This window comes from Curtobacterium sp. 18060 (assembly GCF_902706105.1).
Lineage (GTDB): Bacteria > Actinomycetota > Actinomycetes > Actinomycetales > Microbacteriaceae > Curtobacterium.
The window spans coordinates 23,433-44,967 of sequence record NZ_CACSJV010000006.1 but is presented as its reverse complement, the minus strand read 5'-3'; the positions used below and the strand labels follow the sequence as shown (position 1 = coordinate 44,967).

The 21,535-nt window shown below is 68.4% G+C and carries 24 protein-coding genes; all 24 read left to right on the top strand.

The genetic code is table 11. The annotated features are described in order from the left end of the window. Positions 1-36 precede the first annotated feature (36 nt). The gene (locus GVL05_RS04965) at positions 37-1,413 is read left to right on the top strand and encodes a prepilin-type N-terminal cleavage/methylation domain-containing protein (RefSeq protein WP_159571811.1); all 1,377 of its coding nucleotides are present in this window, start codon (positions 37-39) and stop codon (positions 1,411-1,413) included. Continuing rightward, on the top strand, positions 1,410-2,120 hold the full coding sequence (locus tag GVL05_RS04960; protein ID WP_159571808.1) for a type II secretion system protein J: 711 nt from the start codon (positions 1,410-1,412) through the stop codon (positions 2,118-2,120). The genes GVL05_RS04965 and GVL05_RS04960 overlap by 4 nt, the downstream gene beginning before the upstream one ends. Continuing rightward, on the top strand, positions 2,117-3,958 hold the full coding sequence (locus GVL05_RS04955; RefSeq protein WP_159571806.1) for a hypothetical protein: 1,842 nt from the start codon (positions 2,117-2,119) through the stop codon (positions 3,956-3,958). The genes GVL05_RS04960 and GVL05_RS04955 overlap by 4 nt, the downstream gene beginning before the upstream one ends. A 47-nt stretch (positions 3,959-4,005) precedes the next feature. Continuing rightward, the gene (locus GVL05_RS04950; protein ID WP_159571944.1) at positions 4,006-4,797 is read left to right on the top strand and encodes an A24 family peptidase; all 792 of its coding nucleotides are present in this window, start codon (positions 4,006-4,008) and stop codon (positions 4,795-4,797) included. Positions 4,798-4,847: 50 nt separating this feature from the next. Next, a complete protein-coding gene (pilM, locus tag GVL05_RS04945) occupies positions 4,848-5,900 on the top strand; it encodes a type IV pilus assembly protein PilM (RefSeq protein WP_123339464.1) in 1,053 nt (350 codons plus the stop codon). A 137-nt stretch (positions 5,901-6,037) separates the two neighbouring features. Further along, the gene (locus tag GVL05_RS04940; RefSeq protein WP_123339465.1) at positions 6,038-6,661 is read left to right on the top strand and encodes a hypothetical protein; all 624 of its coding nucleotides are present in this window, start codon (positions 6,038-6,040) and stop codon (positions 6,659-6,661) included. A gap of 2 nt (positions 6,662-6,663) precedes the next feature. Then, the gene (locus tag GVL05_RS04935; protein ID WP_159571803.1) at positions 6,664-7,395 is read left to right on the top strand and encodes a hypothetical protein; all 732 of its coding nucleotides are present in this window, start codon (positions 6,664-6,666) and stop codon (positions 7,393-7,395) included. 176 nt (positions 7,396-7,571) lie between these two features. Further along, positions 7,572-8,192, top strand: coding sequence for a hypothetical protein (locus GVL05_RS04930; protein WP_235035854.1), 621 nt, complete (start codon positions 7,572-7,574; stop codon positions 8,190-8,192). Positions 8,193-8,219: 27 nt separating this feature from the next. Beyond that, positions 8,220-8,705, top strand: a complete 486-nt coding sequence (locus GVL05_RS04925) for a DUF6121 family protein (RefSeq protein WP_123936962.1) — start codon at positions 8,220-8,222, stop codon at positions 8,703-8,705. Between the two features lie 36 nt (positions 8,706-8,741). Further along, the gene (locus tag GVL05_RS04920; RefSeq protein ID WP_159571797.1) at positions 8,742-9,953 is read left to right on the top strand and encodes a hypothetical protein; all 1,212 of its coding nucleotides are present in this window, start codon (positions 8,742-8,744) and stop codon (positions 9,951-9,953) included. Between the two features lie 229 nt (positions 9,954-10,182). Further along, complete coding sequence (gene rpsL, locus GVL05_RS04915) at positions 10,183-10,551, top strand: 30S ribosomal protein S12 (protein WP_017885540.1); 369 nt, start codon at positions 10,183-10,185, stop codon at positions 10,549-10,551. Positions 10,552-10,556: 5 nt separating this feature from the next. After that, on the top strand, positions 10,557-11,027 hold the full coding sequence (gene rpsG / locus GVL05_RS04910; protein WP_055950927.1) for a 30S ribosomal protein S7: 471 nt from the start codon (positions 10,557-10,559) through the stop codon (positions 11,025-11,027). An 87-nt stretch (positions 11,028-11,114) separates the two neighbouring features. Continuing rightward, complete coding sequence (fusA, locus tag GVL05_RS04905) at positions 11,115-13,232, top strand: elongation factor G (protein WP_111083473.1); 2,118 nt, start codon at positions 11,115-11,117, stop codon at positions 13,230-13,232. A gap of 147 nt (positions 13,233-13,379) precedes the next feature. Beyond that, positions 13,380-14,567: an elongation factor Tu gene (tuf, locus tag GVL05_RS04900; RefSeq protein ID WP_131845947.1), complete on the top strand. Its 1,188-nt coding sequence runs from the start codon at positions 13,380-13,382 to the stop codon at positions 14,565-14,567. A 256-nt stretch (positions 14,568-14,823) separates the two neighbouring features. Then, positions 14,824-15,801, top strand: a complete 978-nt coding sequence (locus tag GVL05_RS04895) for a DNA topoisomerase IB (RefSeq protein WP_123293138.1) — start codon at positions 14,824-14,826, stop codon at positions 15,799-15,801. Positions 15,802-15,880: 79 nt separating this feature from the next. After that, on the top strand, positions 15,881-16,708 hold the full coding sequence (locus GVL05_RS04890) for a DarT ssDNA thymidine ADP-ribosyltransferase family protein (RefSeq protein ID WP_159571794.1): 828 nt from the start codon (positions 15,881-15,883) through the stop codon (positions 16,706-16,708). Positions 16,709-17,218: 510 nt separating this feature from the next. Then, the gene (gene rpsJ / locus GVL05_RS04885; RefSeq protein ID WP_017885534.1) at positions 17,219-17,527 is read left to right on the top strand and encodes a 30S ribosomal protein S10; all 309 of its coding nucleotides are present in this window, start codon (positions 17,219-17,221) and stop codon (positions 17,525-17,527) included. A 12-nt stretch (positions 17,528-17,539) separates the two neighbouring features. Beyond that, positions 17,540-18,196, top strand: coding sequence for a 50S ribosomal protein L3 (rplC, locus tag GVL05_RS04880; RefSeq protein ID WP_027466731.1), 657 nt, complete (start codon positions 17,540-17,542; stop codon positions 18,194-18,196). Positions 18,197-18,198: 2 nt separating this feature from the next. Further along, a complete protein-coding gene (gene rplD / locus GVL05_RS04875; protein WP_111083469.1) occupies positions 18,199-18,858 on the top strand; it encodes a 50S ribosomal protein L4 in 660 nt (219 codons plus the stop codon). Further along, positions 18,855-19,154: a 50S ribosomal protein L23 gene (gene rplW, locus GVL05_RS04870; RefSeq protein ID WP_111083468.1), complete on the top strand. Its 300-nt coding sequence runs from the start codon at positions 18,855-18,857 to the stop codon at positions 19,152-19,154. Before rplD ends, rplW begins: the two co-directional genes overlap by 4 nt. Positions 19,155-19,172: 18 nt before the next feature. Next, complete coding sequence (rplB, locus tag GVL05_RS04865; protein WP_111083467.1) at positions 19,173-20,012, top strand: 50S ribosomal protein L2; 840 nt, start codon at positions 19,173-19,175, stop codon at positions 20,010-20,012. Positions 20,013-20,023: 11 nt separating this feature from the next. After that, positions 20,024-20,305 (top strand): 30S ribosomal protein S19, encoded by a 282-nt coding sequence (gene rpsS, locus GVL05_RS04860; RefSeq protein ID WP_017885529.1) that lies wholly within the window; start codon positions 20,024-20,026, stop codon positions 20,303-20,305. Between the two features lie 25 nt (positions 20,306-20,330). Continuing rightward, on the top strand, positions 20,331-20,723 hold the full coding sequence (gene rplV, locus GVL05_RS04855) for a 50S ribosomal protein L22 (RefSeq protein WP_111083466.1): 393 nt from the start codon (positions 20,331-20,333) through the stop codon (positions 20,721-20,723). Beyond that, complete coding sequence (gene rpsC / locus GVL05_RS04850) at positions 20,723-21,535, top strand: 30S ribosomal protein S3 (RefSeq protein WP_159571791.1); 813 nt, start codon at positions 20,723-20,725, stop codon at positions 21,533-21,535. The genes rplV and rpsC overlap by 1 nt, the downstream gene beginning before the upstream one ends.

The following is a 21,535-nucleotide window of genomic DNA, read 5'->3' as shown; positions in this document are numbered from 1 at the left end:
GTCGCGACCACTACAGCTCCGACCGAGAGGCAGAACGTGTTGCTGCGCATCGTCGACCGCCTCCGGGCGGCCCGTGAGTCCGAAGAGGGCTTCTCGATCATCGAGGTGATGGTCGCGATGACGATCTTCGCGATGATCGCCGCGGGTGTCGCAGCGGGGATCGTCTCCACGCTCTACCTCACGCAGGACAACCGTTCGCGCGAAGCTGCGCTCAACCTGGCGAACCAGGCGCTCGACGCGGCACGCAGCACGAAGGACGTCTTCACGCTCGACGACGACACGACGCTGCAGTCGGTCGGCAACCAGGCGTACACGATCAAGCAGACCACCAACTGGATCAACTCGGACGGCTCCGACAACTCGTGCGGCGCGGGCTCAGGCGTCCTCGCTTACAAGCGTGTGTCGATCACCGTCTCCTGGACGAGCGGTACCTCGCCGCGACAGAAGAACGTCGTCCTCGACACCTTGATCTCCCCTTCCGCGGCGGTGTCGAGCGCGAGCGCGTCCACGATCGTGGTCGGGGTCCAGACGGCGACGGGCGGACCGAACTCCGGCGTCGCCGTGACGATCACGCCCGTGTCCGGCGGCGCGACCGGCTTGTCGAACCCCCCAGCGGTGACCGACACGAACGGGTGCAGTTACGCGGTCGGGGTCACACCGGGGACCTACAAGGTGACGATCGCCAAGGCCGGGAACATCGACAAGGGCGGAGTGACCGCTCCTTCGTCGTCGGTGGCCACCACCGCCGGTGGCGTCGGCAACGCGACCTTCCTCTACGACCAGGCGATCACCGTGACGGCCGGCACCCCCCTGAACCTTAAGGACGGCCTCACGGCGAAGCTGCCGACCTCGCTGCCGATGACCTACCGCTACGACGACACGGTGCAGACGGTCACCACCACGTCCACCGTGCTCTTCCCCTACCAGTGGACCGCGATCGCCGGCGCGTACACCTCGACGTGCAAGGACGTCAACCCGACGGCGTGGCCCACGGCGAGCAACCTGACGACGTCACCGAACATCTTCAACGCGCTCGACGGTTCCACCCCCGGGTACAACCCGACGACCGCGGTCACCGCCACCGCGCGCGCTCCCATGGGGGTGTTCGACGTGAAGATGGGCGGCGTGGACACCGTCCTCGTCGCGACTGTCAAGAACACTGCAGCGGTGACGAACGGCGATCCCGGGTGCGCCCCGTCGACGACGTACACCTTCACCGGAATGACGCCCTCGGCCGCGACGACGATCGCACTGCCGTTCGGTACCTGGACGCTGCGCGGGACGACGGTGCTCGGTGGCGTGTTGAGCAGCAATACTCAGACCATCGCCTCGAACCCGAACGTGTCGAACCTCAAGGTCTCATCGAGCGGCAACGTCGTGACGCTCGACCCACGAACGGTGCCGACCTCGTGATCGGCAGGATCCGCCGGGTGCTGGACCGTGCCCGCACCGACCAGCGGGGCATCACGCTCGTCGAGCTCATTGTGGGCATGAGCCTCTCGCTCCTCGTGCTGACGATCGCGGGCTCGTTCCTCGTCGCGTCCCAGAAGGCGTCCGTGACGGCGAGCTCGATCAGTCAGAACACCCGAGCTGCCTCGACGGCGATGAACGAGATGGGCCGCATGCTCCGGGCGGCGACCGACAACCCGGTGCCGACCGGCGATGACTCGCAGTTCGCCTTCCAGTACGCGAGCGCGACGTCGATCCGGTTCTTCGCCTACGTGAACCTCGACTCGACGCTCTCCCAGCCCGTCGAGGTGCAGCTGACGCTCGACCCGGTCACGAAGCGGATCACTGAGACGACGTGGAACGGCACCGCGGTGTCCGGGAACTCCTCGTACTTCTCGTTCCCCCTGGCCCTCGGTGCCACGCTGGCGTCGTCTCCGACGTCGAAACGCACGCTGGTGTCCTCAGCAGTGAACAGCGTCGCGTTCTCGTTCACCGACGCGTCGAACAACGTGCTCGGAACGCCGACGTCGCCGGTCGCGGTGACGGACCTGCCGAACATTCGTTCCGTCAGCGTGACACTGACGGTCGGGTCGAGTGCGACAGACCCGAACGCCGTGACCCTGACCAACAGGGCCAGCATGCCGAACATCGTGATGGGAGCTTCCTCGTGATCCGACTCCTCCGCGCGATCCGTTCCCGGGACGACGAGCGTGGTGTCGCCCTCGTCGCCGTCGTGGGGATCGGCATGGTCGTGATGATCCTGGTCGCGACGATGGTCGCGATCGCGACGTCGGGCGCGAAGGTCACATCGACGGACCGATCCTGGAACCGAGCCATCGCGGCGGCCTACGCCGGCGTCGCCGACTACCAGTCGCGGCTCAACGCCGACAACACGTACGGCAACTACGGGCAGTCGAGCGCACCGTTCAGCGCCGCATCGAGCAGTACCTTCAGCAAGGGCACCGGCGGCAACGCGGCGTTCAACTACCAGTCCGGTCAGCAGTGGGTGTCCGTTCCCACCGGCGACGGCTCCGCCGGCGACTCGTCGTTCCGGTACGCCGTCGACAACAGCAAGCTCTCGTCGCAGGGCGTGATCCGGGTGCAGTCGACCGGGCGCTCCGGCACGACGACCAGGACCGTCGTCGCCAACGTGCGGCCGGACGGTTTCTCGAACTACCTCTACTTCACCAACTTCGAGTCCGGCGACCCGACCGTCACGAACGAGAAGGGCGTCGGGACGCTGCCGTGCACCTCGGTGTACCGACCGGTCGCGACGTCGGCGACCTGCGACCAGATCCAGTTCGGCGGCGGCGACGTACTCGAGGGGCCGGTGCGGTCGAACGATCAACTCAAGGTGTGCGGCGCGCAGTTCAAGAGCACGGTCCAGAGCGTCTACGGCGTGAGCAGCAGTGGGTGCACGCTCGGGCGGTACGCCTCGAACCCGACGACGTCCTCGACCTTGACCCCGCCGGCCACGATCGGTGACCTGCGCGACTACACGCGTTCCGACCTGGCCAGCACCACCAGTACCGTCGAGGGAGCCGGCTGCATCTACACCGGACCGACGAAGATCACGTTCAACGGCGACGGCACGATGACGGTGCGCTCACCGATGACGATCGCGACGCAGGTCACCGGAGCGACCGCGACAACGGGGGCGCAGATCACGGGCGTGAACAGTGACACGTCGGCAGCCGCGGCCAAGTGCGGTGCTCCCACCGACCTCCGGAGTACCAGCGGTGCTCGCGTCACGATCCCGAAGAACAACCTGATCTTCGTGCAGAACGAGCCGAGCGCACGTGCGGCCGGGACGACGCCGGACCCGAACTACTGGAAGGGCAACGCCACCCTCAAGAACGTCGCGACGGCCTGTGACGCGACGTCGGCCGCGAGCACCGCGACCACCCTGAAGCCGAACGGTGTCGGTTTCCCCTTCGTCGGTTCCTCGGCGAGCAACTCCGAGACGGACCCCACCGCTGGCGGTGGCACCTCGGTGACGGCGCCGTACGGCTGCGATCGCGGCGACGCGTTCGTGCAGGGCACGGTCGACAAGGCGGTCACCATCGCCGCCGAGAACTACCTCTACGTCACCGGCGACATCCGGTACCCGACGACCCGGTCCGCGTCCACGGTCCTCGGGCTGATCGGTCAGCGTGCGGTCTGGGTGTGGAACCCGATCAACACGAACAACGCTGCGATCCTGTCGAACGATCGCGAGATCGACGCAGCGATCCTCTCGAACACCGGCACGTTCGTCGTGCAGAACTGGACGCGGGGTCCGTCGAACGGCCGGGGGACCCTCACGGTCAGCGGATCGATCGCGCAGAACTTCCGCGGTGCGGTCGGTCTGGCGAGCGGGCAGGGCTACACGAAGGCGTACACGTTCGACTCGAGCTTGGCGACCTACACGCCGCCGAAGTTCCCGCAGCCGACCGTGACGACGTACCGAGTGGCCACCCAGGTCGAGTCGAAGACGGCGTACGACCCGAACGGAGCGCCGATCTCGTGACCAGCGCCGTCTCGACCCTCGCGGCGTTCGTCGCGGCGTTTGGAGCGATGTTCGGGCTCGCCGTCGGTTCGTTCCTCAACGTGGTCGTCCATCGAGTCCCGGCCGGGATGTCCGTAGTCACCCCCGCATCCGCGTGTCCGAAGTGCGGGCGCGCGATCCGGGGGTTCGACAACGTTCCGTTGGTGTCCTGGTTGGTCCTCCGGGGCCGGTGCCGTGACTGCGCCGAACCGATCTCCGTCCGGTACCCGATCGTCGAGGCGTCGACCGGGGTGTTGTTCATCGCGGTGATGGTCAGGTTCCTGCCACAGGGCGGTGCGCCCGGTGCGGTCATCGCAGGCCAGACGGTCCTGCTCGTCGCCCTGCTCTTCGTCATGGCGGTGAGTGTCGCATTGGCGCTCATCGACATCGACACGCACACGTTGCCGAACCGAATCGTCCTGCCGATGTACCCGGTGCTGGTCGTGCTGCTCGCCACTTCGAGTGCCCTGACCGGTGAATGGGGCGCCATGCTCCGGGGGCTGCTCGGTCTGCTGATCCTCGGTGGCGTCTACCTGGTCCTCGCGATCGTGGCACCACGGGGGATGGGGTTCGGGGACGTGAAGCTCGCCGGAGCCCTGGGACTCCTGCTCGCGTACCTCGGATGGGGACCCCTCACTGTGGGTGCTTTCGGAGCGTTCCTCCTCGGCGGTACCTTCGGGATCGTCCTCCTCCTGACCAGGCGTGCGGGTCGCTCGACGGGGATCCCGTTCGGCCCGTGGATGCTCCTCGGCGCGTGGGTGGGCGCGTTCTTCGGGGTCCCGGTCTGGAACGCCTACCTCCAACTCCTCGGCCTCGCCTGACGATCCGGGCTGACACCCACTGAGCCCGGCCCGACCGGAAGGAACACGACATGACGAAGAACATCGTCGGCATCGACATCGGTGCCGAGACGATCCGCGCGGTGGAGGTCGCCGACGCCGAGAAGGCGAACCCGACGATCGTCCGTGTCGCCGAGGTGCCGGTCCCGAAGGACGCGACGAAGCAGGGCGAGGTCCTCGAAGCGAACACGGTCGCGGCGGCACTCCGTGAGCTCTGGTCGATCGGCCGCTTCCGGACCAAGGACGTCGTCCTGGGCATGGGGAACCAGCGCGTCCTCTCACGTGACCTCACCGTGCCCAAGGCGCCGCTCGCGCAGATCCGCGAGTCGCTCCCCTTCCAGGTCCAGGACATGCTTCCCGTCCCGGTCGTCGACGCGATCCTCGACTTCTACCCGGTGTCCGAGGGGGTCGGTGAGTCCGGACCGGTCGTGCACGGCTTGCTCGTCGCTGCGATCAAGGACGCGGTCCTCGCGAACGTCCGCGCTGCGGAGCTGGCCGGGCTGCGCCCGGTGGGTGTCGACCTGATCCCGTTCGCCCTGTCACGGGTCCTGGCACCCCGGGTCGCCGGCGCCGGGACGGTCGCGATCGTCGACTGCGGCGGCAACACGACGTCGGTCGTGATCGCCAACGACGGGGTCCCCACCTTCGTGCGCATCATCCCGACGGGCGGCGACCACGTGACCAAGACGATGGCCACCCGGCTCGAGGTCTCCCTCGCCGAAGCCGAGGCGATCAAGCGGCACTTCGGTCTGGTCGGACGGGCGCAGACGCCGGACGACGCCCGCGCCGTGGCCGTCACGCGTGAGACGGTCGGCGAACTGCTCACCAGTGTCCGGAACACGGTGACCTACTACGCGAACACCCGACCTGCCGATGTCGTGCGGGGCATCGTGCTCGTCGGTGGCGGTGCGGCTCTCCCCGGCTTCCGGGAGAGCCTCGGCGACGTCTCCGGCCTGCCGGTCGCCGTCGGGGACCCGTTCGTGTCAGCGCGGACCGCGCGGGGCATCACGCCGGAACTCCTCCGTGAGCGGTCGGCTTCCATTTCGGTCGCCTGGAGCCTGGCGGTCGGAGGTCGAGCAGCATGACCAAGATGATCGACACCCGCTCGACCGACCGACGTCGACCATCCCGGGCGACTCCCGGCCGCAGTGCAGACGCCACCCCCCGCACGCCGAGAGCCGGCGCGAAGACTCGCGTCCTGGTGGTCGGAGGACCGCCGCGTGTGGACCTGCTCCCCACCGAGGTCCACGTCAGCCGGCGGCAGCGCGCCACGGTTCGGCGTGCGTGGGCGGGCGTGCTGGTCGTCGCGGTCGCGGTCGGACTGGCGACGGGCTGGGCGATGACGGATCGCATGTCTGCCGAACAGGACTTGGCTGCGGCCCAGAGCGAGACGGCGACGCTCGCCAAGCAACAGGGGCAGTACCGCGACGTCCGTGTGGCCGAATCCGAGAGCGCGTTGCTGCAGAGCGCGCAGACGGTCGGCGGGTCGACGGAGATCGACTGGGCGACGACGCTCGCGTCGGTGCGGTCGAGACTGCCGGCCGGGGTGCAGATCACCGGACTGACGATCGACTCCGCCGGGGCCGAGGAAGCGTACGCGCAGTCGGATGACCCTCTGCAGGGGCAACGCATCGCGACGCTCACCTTCGACGCCACGAGCGACGCCCTGCCCTCGATCCCGGACTGGCTCACCGCCGTCGGCGGGGTCACCGGGTTCGTCGATGCGAACGCCAACTCGGTCGCACGGTCGCAGGACGGCGGCGGGTACGCGGTCAACATGACCATCCATCTCGACGAGAAGGCGTTCGACGGTCGGTACGCCGTCGACAACGCGAAGAAGGACTGATCATGTCTCGAAACCGCCTGAGCCTCTTGCTCGCCGTCCTCGCGATGGCGGTCGTCGCCGTCGGCGGGTTCTTCCTCGCGGTCCAGCCGCAGCTCGCACAGACGGCCGCGGCACACACCCAGACTGCGTCCGTCGAGCAGACGAACGACACCAGCCGGAGCGAGCTCGCACGCCTGCGCGAGCAGGCGGCGGACCTGCCAACCATGAAGCGCGAGCTGTCGACCCGCGCGACCTCGGTACCGGACACCGCTCGGCTGTCGGCGTTCATCGACGAGCTCAACACGACCGCCGCGGCTGCCGGGATGCAGGTCTCCTCGTTCACGGCGAGCGACGCGACGGCGTACTCGCCAGCGGTCGCGGCGGAGCCCGCGGCTGCGGGACAGGGCGGTGCGACGCCCTCGGCATCGCCGTCTGCGACGGCTGGAGCGGCGCCGTCCGCCCCACAGGCACCGAGCCTCGTCACGGATGCGGCGGTCACCGGCCAGAACTTCTCGGTGATCCCCGTGACCGTTGCGGTCGACGGCTCGTTCGACCAGGCGCTGAAGTTCGTCAAGGGGGTCCAGGGCGGCGATCGACTGTTCCTCATCACGACCGTTTCGTCGGCAGAGAAGAGCGGGGATGACGGAGCTGCCAGCAGCAGCAGTTCGTGGACCTTCGGCGGATCGATCTACGTTCTCGACCGGTCCCCTGACGCGGCTGCCGACACCGCAGCCGCGGCCTCGACCAAGGGCTGATCCGCCCCCCTCCCACTGGGGTGTGACGCGCCACGCCGACCCCTCTTCCGCGACACCCGACGGTGTGCGTACGATGCTCACGACGCCGTGATCGCGGCTGCTCATCTCCGTCTCGAACGGTCGGCTCGAACCGGCCGTTCCCGTCGTGCCCGGAGTCGCGCGTGTTGGTCGGAATCGTGGAATTCCTTGGTTGGTTCGGCGCTGTAACCGTGCTGGCCGGTTACATTCTCTTCTCCACGGGGAAGCTCCCGAACGGGCCGGTCTACCAGCTCTTCAACCTCGTCGGCGGGCTGGCCGTCGCCGTCAACGTGGCCGCGCACCACGCGGTGCCGTCGACCATCGTCAACGGCATCTGGGCGATCGTGGCGGTGGTCGTCCTGGTGAAGATGGGACGCGCCCGTCGCGCGGCGAAGCGCGGCGAGCTGGCGGCCTCCGAGGCGACCGTCCTGCACGCCGAGCCGGCGTCCACCACCGGCGTCCTGCCGATCATCGGCCCGGCCCTGCGCGACCACGAGCCGGACGAGCCCTCCGAGGCGGACGCAGCCCCGGGCCTCCAGGCAGCGCCGACCACCAGCACGACGCAAGCAGCGCCGACCACGAGCACGACGCAAGCAGCGCCGACCACGAGCACGACGCAGGTCGCTCCGATGACCGAGACCGTCCCGATCATCACCGCGACGATCGCGCTGGCCCTGGTCGCCGCAGCCCAGGGGCACGTGGAGCGTGCGGACGGCGCGGACAGCGCAGACGCCGCCGAAGGCGCCGACCACGCGGAGCGGACCGAAGCCACCCGCTGACCGCCCCGTCGGCGATACGATCACCTCATGTCCCGGTGGTTGATCGCGACGATGACGTCCGTCCTCTTCATCGCGCTCGTCGTCGCCGTCGCGGGGTTCGAAGCGCTCCTCGCCGACGTCGAGGCGATCGCGCAGCCGGACGCGACCCCGTACCTCGGCCCGGCCATGGTGATCGGCGCCGCAGTGGTGGTGTTCCTCGCGACCGCGGTCGGCGCGCGAGAGGGCAACCCCGGTGTCACCGGCCTGGTCGCCGCCGCGACCGCCTACCTGGTCATGCTCGGCGTCGGTGCCGTCGGGTACGCGGCGATCCGCCGCGACCTGACCGAGCTCCTCGTCTTCCCGGCCGGCTACGCACTCGGGCCGTTCGTCGTCGGCTCCGTCGTGGTGGCGCTCCTGTCGGTGATCGGCGGGATCTCCATGGCCCGGCACCAGGCCCGGACGACGGGCTCGACACCGACGGCAGGGCAGCGGCAGGAGCCGACCGTCGCGGGTGACGACACCGTCGGGCGGTAGTCTGCCCGGGCAGGACGCACACGCAACGGGGGAACGATGAGCGACGAGAACACGCCGGATCCGGACCAGCAGGACGGTTGGGGAGCCGTGCCGTCGGTGGCGTCGATCCGCGGGACGCAAGAGACGCCCGCGGCCGCGCAGAACGCGCAGGCCGGGTCGACGGCGCAGGTCGGCACGACCGCGCACGGCGCGCAGTACGCCCCGACCGCGTCGCGTGCACCGCGCCGAAAGCTCCGCCGCGGCCAGCTCATCGGGATCATCGCCGGCAGCACCGCCGTCGTGCTGTTGCTCGTCGCCGGTGTCGTCGGGTTCTCGGTCGGCTCGGCCACCCACTCGGCCGACCGCCCCGTGCGGGCGTTCCTCGACGACCTGACCGCGGGGAAGGTCACCGACGCCCTCGACGCAGCGGGCATCGACCGGACGAAGGCCGACGTGCTCCTGACCGACGCCGCGTACGCGAAGGCGACCGCCAAGGTCACCGGTTACCGGGTGGCCGCGACGCGCACGGACGGCGACACCGCCACCGTCCGCGCGTACCTGCGCCAGGCCGGCCGTGACGTCGCGGCGACCTTCACGCTCGACAAGACCGGCACCGACTGGGGCGTGTTCCCGGTGTGGGAGCTGCAGGCGCCGGAGCTCGGCAGCGTCGACGTCAGCGTCCGGGGTCCGGCCGGCGCCTCGGTGCAGGTCGCGGGCACGTCGACGAAGACCCCGAAGGACGGCACGGTCGGTCTCCGCGCCCTCCCCGGCACCTACGCGGTCACGTACGACGGCGGCAAGTGGACCAAGGCCACTGGAGGCAGCGCCGTCGTGGGCGGGTTCGGTGGCAGTACCTCGACGCCGGTGCAGATGACCGCGACGCTCACGAACGCGGGCGACCAGGCGGCGAAGCGGGCCGTGGACGCCTGGGTGGACGGCTGCATCGCCTCGAACGACGCAGCGCCGGCCGGGTGCAGCTTCTACGCGTACGGCGAGAACCCCGCGTACACCTACACGAACGAGAAGTGGACGCTCGAGTCGCGGCCGACCGTCGCCGTCGGCAGCTGGACGACGAACGGCTGGCTCGTCTCCACCACCACCTTCGGTCGGGCCACCTTCACGGCGGACATCGCCGGCGCGGGCGGCACCGGGACGGCCACGGCCGGACCGCTCAACGTCAACGCGAGCGGGTACATCACGGGGTTCTCGAGCTCGGGCGCGACGTTCCGGTCGGCGGTCGGCAACGGGTCCTCGGACACCGGCTCATGACGGTGTCCGGCGTGGTGCCGGCCCGGATTGATTTCGTCCCGTTACGCGGGTAGTCTCTTCTGGGTGTGCGCCCTCGGGCGCGCCCGAAAAGTCCGGCGAGCAAGATCGCCCAGTCGGACCACTCCGTCCCCCCGCAGATTCCTCCGCCGTCAGGCGGTCATCAGCGTGGGACGAGGAAGCCGGCGGATCGCGCCGGCCAGAGAGCACGAGCGAAGAACCAGGAGAACAGTTGCCTACTATTCAGCAGCTGGTTCGCAAGGGTCGTACGCCGAAGGTCACCAAGACCAAGGCGCCCGCCCTGAAGGCGAACCCCCAGCAGCGTGGTGTGTGCACCCGCGTCTACACCACCACCCCGAAGAAGCCGAACTCCGCACTGCGCAAGGTCGCTCGTGTGAAGCTCTCGAACGGCACCGAGGTCACGGCGTACATCCCCGGTGAGGGCCACAACCTCCAGGAGCACTCGATGGTGCTCGTCCGTGGCGGTCGTGTGAAGGACCTCCCCGGTGTGCGGTACAAGATCATCCGTGGCGCCCTGGACACCCAGGCCGTGAAGAACCGTAAGCAGGCTCGTAGCCGCTACGGCGCGAAGAAGGGTTGAGTTAGATGCCTCGTAAGGGTCCCGCCCCCAAGCGTCCCGTCGTCGCCGACCCGGTCTACGGTGCGCCGATCGTCAGCCAGCTCGTCAACAAGATCCTGCTCGACGGCAAGAAGGGCCTCGCCGAGCGCATCGTCTACGGTGCACTCGAGGGCGTCACTGCCAAGAACCAGCAGGATGCTGTCGTCACGCTCAAGAAGGCGCTCGACAACGTCCGTCCGACCCTCGAGGTCCGCAGCCGCCGCGTCGGTGGCTCGACCTACCAGGTCCCGGTCGAGGTCAAGCCGCACCGCGCGAACACCCTCGCGCTCCGCTGGCTGACCTCGTACGCCAAGGCCCGTCGCGAGAAGACGATGACCGAGCGTCTCATGAACGAGATCCTCGACGCGTCGAACGGTCTCGGTGCCGCGGTCAAGCGCCGCGAGGACACGCACAAGATGGCCGAGTCGAACAAGGCCTTCGCCCACTACCGCTGGTAGTCCCGGCACCGTCCGGGCACCGGTGGTCAAGAACCCCGGCGCCCGGACGGCCGCCAACCTCTCCTACAACTCTTCCGGAGGAACCCTGTGGCACAGGACGTGCTCACCGACCTGAACAAGGTCCGCAACATCGGCATCATGGCGCACATCGATGCCGGCAAGACCACGACGACCGAGCGCATCCTGTTCTACACGGGCATCACGCACAAGATCGGTGAGGTCCACGACGGCGCTGCCACGATGGACTGGATGGCGCAGGAGCAGGAGCGCGGCATCACGATCACGTCGGCCGCGACGACCTGCTTCTGGGACAACAACCAGATCAACATCATCGACACCCCCGGTCACGTGGACTTCACGGTCGAGGTGGAGCGTTCGCTCCGCGTCCTCGACGGTGCGGTCGCCGTCTTCGACGGCAAGGAGGGCGTCGAGCCCCAGTCCGAGACCGTGTGGCGTCAGGCTGACAAGTACAACGTCCCGCGCATCTGCTTCGTCAACAAGATGGACAAGCTCGGCGCGGACTTCTACTACACCGTCGACACGATCATCAACCGCCTCGGTGCGGAGCCCCTCGTGCTCCAGCTGCCGATCGGTTCGGAGAGCTCGTTCGAAGGCGTCGTCGACCTCGTCCAGATGCGTGCACTCACCTGGCGCGGCGACGCCAAGGGTGACGTCGCGATGGGTGCGAAGTACGAGATCGAAGAGATCCCGGCCGACCTGCAGGACCGCGCCGCCGAGTACCGCGAGAAGCTCATCGAGCGCGTGGCCGAGGCGGACGACGTCCTCATGGAGCGTTACCTCGAGGGCGACACCGACTTCTCGGTCGACGAGATCAAGGCCGCGATCCGCGCCCTCACCGTGAGCAGCACGCTCTACCCGGTGCTGTGCGGTTCCGCGTTCAAGAACCGCGGTGTCCAGCCGATGCTCGACGCCGTCATCGACTACCTCCCGTCCCCGCTCGACGTGCCGCCGATGATCGGCCACGACGTCAAGGACGAGGAGAAGGAGATCATCCGCAAGCCCGACGCGTCGGAGCCGTTCTCGGCTCTCGCGTTCAAGGTCGCGGTGCACCCCTTCTTCGGTCGCCTCACCTACGTCCGCGTGTACTCCGGCTCGATCGAGTCCGGCGCACAGGTCATCAACTCGACCAAGGGCAAGAAGGAGCGCATCGGGAAGATCTTCCAGATGCACTCCAACAAGGAGAACCCGGTCGCCAACGTGACCGCTGGCCACATCTACGCGGTCATCGGCCTCAAGGACACCACCACCGGTGACACCCTGTGCGACCCGACCAACCAGGTCGTCCTCGAGTCGATGACGTTCCCGGAGCCGGTCATCGAGGTCGCGATCGAGCCGAACACGAAGGCTGACCAGGAGAAGCTCTCCACGGCCATCCAGAAGCTCGCCGAAGAGGACCCGACGTTCCGCGTCGAGCTCAACGCCGAGACCGGTCAGACGACGATCAAGGGCATGGGCGAGCTCCACCTCGACATCCTCGTCGACCGCATGAAGCGCGAGTTCCACGTCGAGGCGAGCGTCGGCAAGCCCCAGGTGGCCTACCGCGAGACGCTCACCAAGATCGTCGAGCGCTACGACTACACCCACAAGAAGCAGACCGGTGGTTCCGGTCAGTTCGCGAAGGTGCAGATCGCGCTCGAGCCGATGGAGGTCACGAGCGAGAAGGTCTACGAGTTCGTCAACGCGACCTCCGGTGGCCGTGTCCCGCGCGAGTACATCCCCTCGGTCGACGCCGGTATCCAGGACGCCATGCAGGTCGGCATCCTCGCGGGCTACCCGACCGTCGGCGTGAAGGCCATCCTCAAGGACGGCGCGGCGCACGACGTCGACTCGTCCGAGATGGCGTTCAAGATCGCCGGTTCCATCGCCTACAAGGAAGCGGCCCGCAAGGCCGGTCCCGCGATCCTCGAGCCGATCATGGCCGTCGAGGTCCGTACTCCTGAGGAGTACATGGGCGACGTCATCGGTGACCTGAACTCCCGTCGTGGCCAGATCGCCTCGATGGAGGACGCCTCGGGCGTCAAGGTGGTCCGCGCGAGCGTGCCGCTGTCCGAGATGTTCGGCTACGTCGGCGACCTGCGGTCGAAGACCTCTGGTCGTGCGGTCTACTCGATGACCTTCGAGACCTACAGCCAGGTCCCGGCCAAGGTCGCCGAGGAGATCATCGCGAAGAACGCGGGGGAGTAGCGCTCAGCGCTTCTCCACAGGCGGGGGTGCCCGGCGACGGGCCCCTCGCCACCAAGTAAAGTACAGACACACACCGCGCATCAACGGTCGCGAGCCCATCCAGGGCCGGCCGGGGATGACGCTTCCGAGTCCTGAGGAGGACCCACAGTGGCCAAGGCCAAGTTCGAGCGCACCAAGCCGCACGTCAACATCGGAACCATCGGTCACGTCGACCACGGCAAGACCACGCTCACGGCGGCGATCACCAAGGTTCTGCACGACCAGTACCCGGACCTCAACGAGGCCCGTGACTTCGCGCAGATCGACAACGCTCCCGAGGAGCGCCAGCGCGGCATCACGATCAACATCTCGCACGTCGAGTACCAGACCGAGAAGCGTCACTACGCGCACGTCGACGCCCCCGGTCACGCCGACTACGTGAAGAACATGATCACGGGTGCGGCGCAGATGGACGGCGCGATCCTCGTGGTCGCCGCCACCGACGGCCCGATGCCCCAGACGCGTGAGCACGTGCTGCTCGCCCGCCAGGTCGGCGTCCCCTACATCGTCGTCGCGCTGAACAAGTCCGACATGGTGGACGACGAGGAGATCCTGGAGCTCGTCGAGCTCGAGGTCCGCGAGCTCCTCGGCACGCAGCAGTTCGACGAGGACGCCCCCGTCGTGCAGGTCTCGGCGCTCAAGGCGCTCGAGGGCGACGAGAAGTGGGTCAAGTCGGTCCAGGAGCTCATGGCCCAGGTCGACGAGCACGTGCCGGACCCGGTGCGCGCCACCGACCAGCCCTTCCTGATGCCGATCGAGGACGTCTTCACGATCACCGGTCGTGGAACGGTCGTCACCGGTCGCGTCGAGCGTGGAACGCTCAACCTGAACGCCGAGGTCGAGATCGTCGGCATCCGCGCGACGCAGAAGACCACCGTCACGGGCATCGAGATGTTCCGCAAGCTGCTCGACCAGGCGGTCGCCGGTGACAACACCGGTCTGCTCATCCGTGGCCTCAAGCGCGAGGACGTGGAGCGCGGCCAGGTCGTCGTGAAGCCGGGTTCGGTCACGCCGCACACCGAGTTCCAGGCGAACGCGTACATCCTGACCAAGGACGAGGGTGGGCGTCACAACCCGTTCTACGCGAACTACCGCCCGCAGTTCTACTTCCGCACCACGGACGTCACCGGCGTCATCACGCTGCCCGAGGGCACCGAGATGGTCATGCCCGGTGACACCGTCGCCATGACGGTCGAGCTGATCCAGCCGATCGCCATGGAAGAGGGCCTCCGTTTCGCCATCCGTGAGGGTGGTCGTACGGTCGGCGCCGGTACGGTCGAGAAGATCCTCAAGTAACTCCGGTTACCTGCCGCAGCGGGGTCGAGCCTTCGGGCTCGGCCCCGCTGCGTCGTTGCCCCGGTCGCAGCGGGGTCGAGCCTTCGGGCTCGGCCCCGCTGCGTCGTTGCCCCGGTCGACGTGGCAGCGCTCGGAGCCACTGTCGGCCGCTCACGGCCCTGGCGGGCGGCGGACGGGAGGCCCGGGGTACGCCCGCCACGACGGCGTCCGTCCGCCCCGTACGGCGTCCCAGGCAGCGGGGAGTTGGCTCGGCCGGGTGACTCGTCTGCGCCGTTCCACGACCTCCGGTCGTGGCTACCACCGTGTCCGGAGCGGCCGCGGCTTCTCGTACCGTGACCCCGACGGTGCGACCGTCACCGATGCCGCGGTGCGTCAGCGGCTCGAGGACCTCGTCATCCCGCCGGCCTGGGACGACGTCTGGATCTCGCCGTACGAGAACGGGCACGTCCTCGCGACCGGGATCGACGGGGCCGGACGCCGCCAGTACATGTACCACCCGTCGTGGCGCGAACGGATGGACCGGATCAAGTACGACCGGGCGCTCGCCCTCGCGGAGTCGCTGCCGGTCGCACGGCGCGGGGTCACGCAGGACCTCCGACGACCGGAACCCGATCGCCGCCGAGCGCTGGCCGCAGCGTTCCGGATGCTCGACCAGGGCTCGCTGCGGGTCGGATCGGAGCGGTACGCCAGCGAGCACGGCAGCCGCGGACTGTCGACCCTGCTGTGCGCGCACGCCCACGTCTCCGGTGACGACATCGAGCTCGACTTCCCCGGCAAGAGCGGGCAGGAGTGGTCGTCGTCGATCCACGACGCCGACCTCGCGACGGTGATCGCCGGCATGAAGCGCCGTGGGCCGAACGCCCGACTGCTGTCGTTCCGCGAACGCCGCGGTGACGAGTGGGAGCCGTTGTCCGCCGAGGACATCAACGCCTACGTCAAGGAGCGTGCTGGTGACGACTTCACGGCGAAGGACTTCCGCACCCTGCACGGCACGGTGGCCGCGGCCGTCGACCTTGCCCAGACCGGTCCGCTGTCGTCGCAGGCGAAGCGGAAGCGTGCGGTGTCCCATGCCGTGAAGGCCGCGAGCGACGAGCTCGGCAACACCCCGACGGTGTGCCGGCAGAGCTACATCGACCCGCGGCTGCTCGACGCCTACGAGCACGGCGAGACCATCGATCCGGCCCGGATCCACGCCGCCGAGTCCGAGGTCCGGGCACTGCTCTACCGACAATGACCCCGGGAGCGTCCGGATGACGTAGCGTTGGTCGACGTGCCGGACCACCCCACACGGCACGGAAGGACCCACAACAGTCGTGACTGACGAGTGCATCCACGGTTTCCCCACCGAGCTCTGCGACATCTGCGCGCCCCGGCAGCGTGAGGAGTCGGCGATCCCAGCCGCTCCGGCGCCACGGCGGACCCGCATCACCACCAACCTGCGCGTCGACCCGCCGGCCTCCGGCCCCGGGACGTCGCTGCGTTCACCGACGTCGCTCCGGTCGTCGTCGGCCGACCTGCCCGAGGCTCGGGTGTTCGCGTCGCTGCGTGCGCACCACGTGACCCACATCGACAACCTCGACGGCATCGTCGGGTCCGGCGCCATCCTGGCGGCCGACCAGGCGGAGCCCGCCGTCGACGTCAGCAGCCCCGAGACCCGGGGCGCACGCGCCGAGGCCGAAGCGCCCGACGGCAGCACCATCGCGAGCCACGTGCCCTTCACCCTGTCGCCGGATGCCGTCCGGTGGGACGAACTCCGCACCGGCGCCGTCGGGGAGCGGTGGTCCGACGCCGCCCGACGCACGCGCGCGGTGGACTACGTCGTGCTCGTCGTCCCGGTCTCGGCGTTCGGTGACTCGGTGGTCGTCGCCGACCAGGACGCCGACGCCGACGACGTCCGGTTCGCCGTCGGCCCCGACGCCGGGACGAACCTGATCCGCCGCACCGACTTCTCCGACCCCGAGATGCTCGGACTCGAGCTCCTCGCGGGGCCGAGCGTGCCGTTCTCGTCCGTCGCGGTGATCGGTGTCCCGAACGACAAGGCCCGTCAGACAGTCCGTGCGGTGCTCGCCGACCACGGCGGCCACGCGCCGCGCGTGGCGGTCTTCCCGCCGTGGTTCGTCCCCCCGGTGACGGCCGAGTAACCGTCTCCACGAGCGCCCTCCGGACCATGTCCGGAGGGCGCTCCGCGTTGCGGCGGCGACCCGTGCCTCCAGGCCGTCCGATCCGCGTGGATCCGGGGAAGCGAGCCGGTGTCGACACGCCCGGCACATCGCGACACGCCCGGGTTGCACGTGGGCTCGGGACATGCGAGACTTGTCCGGTTCCGAATTCCCCGCGGGTGCGAGTCCGCAGGATCACTGCTCTGGCAGTGCACAACCCCCCTGTTCAGCAGGGCTGGGTTGGGCCGCAGGCAGCAGAACACGACTCCCCGAGGTCATGACGGACGCGACACTGTTGCGCCCGGAGTGCGAGGAAGTCGATTGCCCACGCTGGACGGCCAAGGTCGCCCGCGCGGTTGACAGGTGAACAGCGGTCATCCCCAGCGGATGCGGCCGGTTGGTTCAGGAAAACAGCACGGTCTGCAGCAATGCGGAGCCGAGCGGCGTCAGGCGGCCTGCGGGTGCGCGGCGCAGAGAGAGGACAAGAGACACATGGCGGGACAGAAGATCCGCATCCGGCTCAAGTCGTATGACCACGAGGTCATCGACACGTCGGCCCGGAAGATCGTCGACACGGTGACCCGTGCCGGTGCAACCGTGGTCGGCCCGGTGCCACTCCCCACCGAGAAGAACGTGATCGCAGTGATCCGTTCTCCTCACAAGTACAAGGACTCGCGCGAGCACTTCGAGAAGCGCACGCACAAGCGGGTCATCGACATCGTCGACCCGACGCCGAAGGCCGTTGACTCGCTCATGCGACTCGACCTGCCGGCAGACGTCAACATCGAGATCAAGCTGTAAGGGGGCTGACCAATGGCGAACTCAACCAAGACCGTCAAGGGCCTCCTCGGCAAGAAGCTCGGGATGACCCAGGTGTGGGACGAGAACAACAAGTTCATCCCCGTCACCGTGATCGAGGTCGGCCCGAACGTGGTCACCCAGATCCGCAACGCTGAGCGCGACGGCTACGAGGCGATCCAGATCGCCGCCGGTGCCATCGACCCGCGCAAGGTCAACAAGCCGGCCGCTGGCCACTTCGAGGCCGCTGGCGTGACCCCGCGTCGCACCCTCACCGAGATCCGGACCAACGACTCCGCTGAGTACACGCTCGGCCAGGAGCTCACCGTGGACGGCACGTTCACGGCGGGCCAGAAGGTCGACGTCGTCGGTACCTCCAAGGGCAAGGGCTTCGCCGGTGTCATGAAGCGCCACGGCTTCCACGGCGTCGGCGCCTCGCACGGTGCACACCGCAACCACCGCAAGCCCGGCTCGATCGGTGCTTCCTCGACCCCGTCACGTGTCTTCAAGGGCATGCGCATGGCCGGTCGTATGGGTGGCGACCGCGTGACCGTCCTCAACCTCACGGTGCACGCCGTCGACGCCGAGAAGGGTCTGCTGCTCGTCAAGGGCGCCGTCCCCGGTGCTCGTGGCCGCTCCGTCTTCGTCCGCACCGCCGTGAAGGGTAAGTGATCATGGCCACCACGACCGCAACCACGATCGACGTCCTCGACGCATCGGGTGTCAAGTCCGGCACCGTCGAGCTGCCTGCAGCTCTCTTCGACGTCGAGACCAACGTCCCGCTGATCCACCAGGTCGTCACCGCGCAGCTCGCAGCCGCGCGTCAGGGCACCCACAAGACCAAGAACCGCGGCGAAGTCCGCGGTGCCGGTCGCAAGCCGTTCAAGCAGAAGGGCACCGGCCGCGCCCGTCAGGGTTCCGTCCGTGCTCCCGAGCACACCGGTGGTGGTGTCGTCCACGGACCGACCCCCCGCGACTACTCGCAGCGCACCCCCAAGAAGATGATCGCCGCAGCGCTGCTCGGCTCGCTCTCGGACCGCGCCCGCGGTGGCCGCATCTCGGCTGTCGACGGCTTCGTCGAGGCCGACGTGCCGTCGACCAAGGTCGCTCGCACGCTCCTCGAGAAGGTCGCGCCCGTCAAGCACGTGCTGATCGTGCTCGAGTCGAACGACGAGCTGACGCTCAAGTCGATCCGCAACCTGCCGAACGTCCACGCGCTCTCGTACGGCCAGCTGAACGCCTACGACGTCCTCAAGTCGGACGCCGTCGTCTTCAGCAAGAGCGCCCTCGACGCCTTCATCGCGTCGAAGACCGCGAAGGAGATCACCGCATGAGCGGCTTCAACAAGGACCCGCGCGACGTCATCATCTCGCCGGTCGTCTCGGAGAAGAGCTACGCGCTCATCGACCAGGGCAAGTACACGTTCATCGTGGACCCCCGTTCGAACAAGACCGAGATCAAGCTCGCCATCGAGAAGATCTTCGAGGTCAAGGTCGCGAGCATCAACACGCTGAACCGCCCGGGCAAGACCCGTCGCACCAAGTTCGGTCTCGGCAAGCGCAAGGACACCAAGCGCGCCATCGTGACGCTCAAGTCCGGTTCGATCGACATCTTCACGGCTGTCGGCTGAGGACCAGAGGGATAAATCATGGCTATTCGTAACTACAAGCCGACGACCCCCGGTCGTCGCGGCTCGTCGGTCGCCGACTTCGCTGAGATCACCCGTTCGACTCCGGAGAAGTCCCTGCTTCGTCCGCTGCCGAAGACCGGTGGTCGCAACAGCTCCGGCCGCATCACCACGCGTCACATCGGTGGTGGCCACAAGCGCCAGTACCGCGTGATCGACTTCCGTCGCTCCGACAAGGACGGCGTGGACGCCAAGGTCGCTCACATCGAGTACGACCCCAACCGCACTGCGCGCATCGCGCTCCTGCACTACGTGGACGGCACGAAGCGGTACATCATCGCGCCGAACAAGCTCAAGCAGGGCGACGTCATCGAGCAGGGCCCCGGCGCCGACATCAAGCCCGGCAACAACCTGCCGCTGCGCAACATCCCCGTGGGTACCGTCGTGCACGCCATCGAGCTCCGCCCCGGTGGCGGCGCGAAGATGGCCCGCTCGGCCGGCGCCTCGGTGCGTCTCGTCGCCAAGGACGGCCCCTACGCGCAGCTCCGTCTGCCGTCGGGCGAGGTCCGCAACGTCGACGCACGCTGCCGCGCCACGATCGGCGAGGTCGGCAACGCCGAGCAGTCGAACATCAACTGGGGCAAGGCCGGCCGCATGCGCTGGAAGGGCGTCCGCCCGACCGTGCGTGGTGTCGCGATGAACCCGGTCGACCACCCCCACGGTGGTGGCGAGGGCAAGACCTCCGGTGGTCGTCACCCGGTCAGCCCCTGGGGCCAGGCCGAGGGTCGCACGCGCAAGCCGAACAAGCCGAGCGACAAGCTCATCGTCCGTCGCCGTAACGCCGGCAAGAAGCGCAAGTAGGAGTTCAGAAGATGCCACGCAGTCTGAAGAAGGGCCCCTTCGTCGACGAGCACCTGCTCCGCAAGGTCGTCACGCAGAACGAGGCCAACACCAAGAACGTGATCCGTACCTGGTCGCGACGGTCGATGATCGTCCCGAACATGCTCGGTCACACCATCGCGGTGCACGACGGCCGCAAGCACATCCCGGTGTTCGTCACCGAGTCGATGGTCGGTCACAAGCTCGGCGAGTTCGCGCCGACCCGCACCTTCCGTGGTCACGTGAAGGACGACAAGAAGGGCCGTCGCCGCTAACGCGGGGACGCAGAGGAGGAACGAAATGGTGGAGTCGATCGCACGCGTGCGACACATCCGCGTCACGCCTCAGAAGGCCCGTCGCGTCATCGAGCTGATCCGCGGCAAGCAGGCCCACGAGGCGCTCGCCATCCTGAAGTTCGCCCCCCAGGGCGCTTCGGAGCCCGTGTACAAGCTGGTCGCCTCGGCGATCGCGAACGCCCGGGTGAAGGCTGACTCGACGAACAGCTTCCTCGACGAGCGCGACCTCTACGTGAGCCGCGTCTTCGTCGACGAGGGAACGACCCTGAAGCGGTTCCAGCCGCGCGCCCAGGGCCGGGCCTTCCGCATCAACAAGCGCACCAGCCACATCACGGTCGTCCTCGCGACGCCGGAAGAGGCCGAGGCTGCCGCGACGAGCAAGAAGGCGAGCAACTAATGGGCCAGAAGGTCAACCCGTACGGCTTCCGTCTCGGGATCACGACGGACCACGTCTCGCACTGGTTCACCGACAGCAAGAAGGCCGGTCAGCGCTACGCCGACTACGTGGCCGAGGACATCAAGGTGCGCGAGTACCTGAAGAAGACCCTCGACCGCGCCGGTGTCGCTCGCATCGAGCTCGAGCGCACCCGTGACCGTGTCCGCGTGGACATCCACACGGCGCGTCCGGGCATCGTCATCGGCCGCCGCGGCGCCGAGGCGGAGCGCGTTCGCGGTGAGCTCGAGAAGCTCACCAAGAAGCAGATCCAGCTGAACATCCTCGAGGTCAAGAACCCCGAGACCGAGGCCCAGCTCGTCGCGCAGGGCATCGCCGAGCAGCTCTCCGCTCGTGTCGCGTTCCGTCGCGCCATGCGCAAGGGCCTGCAGGGTGCACAGCGCGCCGGCGCCAAGGGTGTCCGCATCCAGGTGTCGGGCCGTCTCGGCGGCGCCGAGATGTCCCGTTCGGAGTTCTACCGCGAAGGCCGTGTGCCGCTGCACACCCTCCGCGCGAACATCGACTACGGCTTCTACGAGGCCCGGACCACGTTCGGCCGCATCGGCGTGAAGGTCTGGATCTACAAGGGCGACATCACGAACAAGGAGCTCGCTCGCGAGCAGGCGAACCAGCGTTCGTCGCGCCCCGAGCGTCGTGGCGGCCCGCGCGGTGAGCGTGGCGACCGTGGCGGCGACCGTCGTGGCAGCGACCGCGGTGACCGCCGCCCGCAGCAGGCCCCGCAGGACGCGCCGGCCGGCGCAGGAGTTGAGGCGTAA

What these genes read in the sequence shown, in the direction of transcription:
- GVL05_RS04950 (WP_159571944.1), top strand. Translation starts at nt 4,006, where the DNA reads ATGTTCGGGCTCGCCGTCGGTTCGTTCCTCAACGTGGTCGTCCATCGA.
- pilM (WP_123339464.1), top strand. Translation starts at nt 4,848, where the DNA reads ATGACGAAGAACATCGTCGGCATCGACATCGGTGCCGAGACGATCCGC.
- GVL05_RS04935 (WP_159571803.1), top strand. Translation starts at nt 6,664, where the DNA reads ATGTCTCGAAACCGCCTGAGCCTCTTGCTCGCCGTCCTCGCGATGGCG.
- GVL05_RS04925 (WP_123936962.1), top strand. Translation starts at nt 8,220, where the DNA reads ATGTCCCGGTGGTTGATCGCGACGATGACGTCCGTCCTCTTCATCGCG.
- GVL05_RS04920 (WP_159571797.1), top strand. Translation starts at nt 8,742, where the DNA reads ATGAGCGACGAGAACACGCCGGATCCGGACCAGCAGGACGGTTGGGGA.
- rpsG (WP_055950927.1), top strand. Translation starts at nt 10,557, where the DNA reads ATGCCTCGTAAGGGTCCCGCCCCCAAGCGTCCCGTCGTCGCCGACCCG.
- rpsJ (WP_017885534.1), top strand. Translation starts at nt 17,219, where the DNA reads ATGGCGGGACAGAAGATCCGCATCCGGCTCAAGTCGTATGACCACGAG.
- rplC (WP_027466731.1), top strand. Translation starts at nt 17,540, where the DNA reads ATGGCGAACTCAACCAAGACCGTCAAGGGCCTCCTCGGCAAGAAGCTC.
- rplD (WP_111083469.1), top strand. Translation starts at nt 18,199, where the DNA reads ATGGCCACCACGACCGCAACCACGATCGACGTCCTCGACGCATCGGGT.
- rplW (WP_111083468.1), top strand. Translation starts at nt 18,855, where the DNA reads ATGAGCGGCTTCAACAAGGACCCGCGCGACGTCATCATCTCGCCGGTC.
- rplB (WP_111083467.1), top strand. Translation starts at nt 19,173, where the DNA reads ATGGCTATTCGTAACTACAAGCCGACGACCCCCGGTCGTCGCGGCTCG.
- rpsS (WP_017885529.1), top strand. Translation starts at nt 20,024, where the DNA reads ATGCCACGCAGTCTGAAGAAGGGCCCCTTCGTCGACGAGCACCTGCTC.
- rplV (WP_111083466.1), top strand. Translation starts at nt 20,331, where the DNA reads ATGGTGGAGTCGATCGCACGCGTGCGACACATCCGCGTCACGCCTCAG.
- rpsC (WP_159571791.1), top strand. Translation starts at nt 20,723, where the DNA reads ATGGGCCAGAAGGTCAACCCGTACGGCTTCCGTCTCGGGATCACGACG.